Source organism: Paenibacillus rigui, from assembly GCF_002234615.1.
GTDB lineage: Bacteria > Bacillota > Bacilli > Paenibacillales > NBRC-103111 > Paenibacillus_S > Paenibacillus_S rigui.
Window position 1 is genome coordinate 1 of record NZ_NMQW01000106.1, and the last position, 668, is coordinate 668.

The 668-nt window shown below is 34.7% G+C and carries 1 protein-coding gene; it reads left to right on the forward strand.

From position 1 onward, the window contains the following. The first annotated feature begins 88 nt into the window (after window positions 1–88). Window positions 89–496: a DUF7674 family protein gene (locus CF651_RS31845; protein ID WP_094018885.1), complete on the forward strand. Its 408-nt coding sequence runs from the start codon at window positions 89–91 to the stop codon at window positions 494–496. Window positions 497–668: the final 172 nt, after the last annotated feature.

A 668-nucleotide genomic window follows, 5' to 3' on the forward strand; every position in this document is an offset into this window, starting at 1 on the left:
ATACAAGAACGTTATATGAAAGACTAGCAAAAATATCTTAAAACCCTTTTATAAAGATTAATAAAACCTAAAACGAAGAGTGATATGTGTGAGTGCATGGAGAAGAATAGCACTAAATTTATTTTGTGATCTCCGATTTCAATTTAATCAGAGGGAAGATACGATCTATTCGTTATTAGCATTTTTACGTGATAGACTTATTGAAGCTCATAATAATAATGATTTCGACGAATTAGACAAGATTTATAATTATGCAGAATGGTGTTTTAATCAGTATCGTAGAAGTCATTATTTGCATAACGCCATTTGCGTAGGATTTTATGAACATTTAGTTGAGTATGAAATTACAAGGAAGGCAATACCTTATAGAATTAAACCATATATATTTGAAGACGTAAAAACCTTGCTTGAATGGATGTTACGAAAGAATAAAGAGCTATATAAAAAATTAATTGAAGAATATAACGGAGTTAATAACACTAATTTTGAATGCTAATTCGAAGAAGGCTAGTCCTTCATATAACAGCGTATTCACGCTTCGGGCCATACGGCCCTCGGTCCACCAGAAGATAACTCGGGAAGTGAAATCCGGCGGACAACCCTGCGAGGCTAAGTCTTCGACCCAGTCGCTACGCTCCTTTAAGCCTCTCGGGTTCGTGAATACAAAA